The sequence below is a fragment of the Streptomyces albidochromogenes genome (assembly GCF_005981925.1).
GTDB classification, from domain to species: Bacteria; Actinomycetota; Actinomycetes; order Streptomycetales; family Streptomycetaceae; genus Streptomyces; species Streptomyces albidochromogenes.
This window is the reverse complement of the sequence record NZ_VBVX01000611.1, coordinates 1-1,391: the sequence shown is the minus strand read 5'-3', so window position 1 is coordinate 1,391 and position 1,391 is coordinate 1. Positions and strand designations below refer to the sequence as shown.

At 65.6% G+C, this 1,391-nt stretch carries 1 protein-coding gene; it reads left to right on the top strand.

Annotated features, from left to right (window positions below):
- Window positions 1–107: 107 nt before the first annotated feature.
- Window positions 108–1,391: amino acid permease (locus E2E34_RS34290; protein ID WP_138905714.1), on the top strand; the 1,284-nt coding region annotated here is incomplete at its 3' end.

Sequence of the window (1,391 nt, the reverse complement as noted above, 5' to 3'; positions counted from 1 at the left end):
GGGTGCTGCTGAGGATTTCGTACACCGATCCGGAATCGGGTCTTCCGTCCCGCGTCACTTCCGGTTTGAATGCGTGGGCTCGTAACCCGAGAAGCTAAGGATTGTGCATGAACGCGCAGCCGACCCTTGCGAAGGCAGGCGGAAACCCCGTGGAACCAGGGAATCCGCAGTCCTCCGACGGTCTTCAGGCCGGTCTCAAGAACCGCCATCTGTCCATGATCGCCATTGGTGGTGTCATCGGCGCCGGTCTCTTCGTGGGATCGAGCGGCGGTATCGCCGCCGCCGGCCCGGCGATTCTTCTGTCGTACACCCTCGTCGGCGCCCTGGTCGTCTTCGTCATGCGGATGCTCGGTGAGATGGCCGCGGCGAACCCGACGTCCGGCTCCTTCTCCGCGTACGCGGACCGCGCGCTCGGGCGCTGGGCCGGTTTCTCCATCGGCTGGCTGTACTGGTTCTTCTGGGTGGTCGTGCTGGCGGTCGAGGCGACCGCGGGCGCGAAGATCCTCGAAGGCTGGATACCGGCGGTGCCGCAGTGGGGCTGGGCCCTGATCGTGATGGTCGTGCTGACCGCCACGAACCTGGTGTCCGTGTCGTCGTACGGCGAGTTCGAGTTCTGGTTCGCGGGGATCAAGGTCGTGGCGATCGGCGGCTTCGTCGTCATCGGTCTGCTGGCCGTCTTCGGCGTACTGCCGGGGTCCGACAACCCGGGCACCGGGTTCGCGCACCTGACCGACAGCGGCGGGTTCTTCCCGCACGGGCCCGGCGCGATCCTGACCGGTGTGCTGATGGTCGTCTTCTCGTTCATGGGCAGCGAGATCGTCACGCTCGCCGCCGGCGAGTCCTCGGACCCGCAGCGCGCCGTGACCAAGGCCACGAACAGCGTGATCTGGCGCATCGGCGTCTTCTACCTCGGTTCGATCTTCGTCGTGCTGACGCTGCTGCCGTGGAACGACAAGTCGATTGTCGAGGACGGGTCGTACGTCGCGGCTCTCAACTCGATCGGGATTCCGCACGCCGGTCAGATCATGAACGTCATCGTGCTGACGGCTGTGCTGTCCTGCCTGAACTCCGGGCTCTACACCGCCTCGCGCATGGCGTTCTCGCTCGGACAGCGTGGCGACGCGCCGAAGTCGTTCGCGGTCACGAACAAGCAGGGCGTACCCACGGCGGCGATCCTGTCGTCGGTCGCCTTCGGCTTCGTGGCGGTCTTCTTCAACTACAAGTGGCCCGACACGGTGTTCGCGTTCCTGCTGAACTCCTCGGGCGCGGTGGCGCTGTTCGTGTGGCTGGTCATCTGCTTCACCCAGCTGCGCATGCGCGGCATCATCCTGCGCGAGGCGCCGGAGAAGCTCATCGTGAAGATGTGGCTCTTCCCGTACCTGACGTGGGCG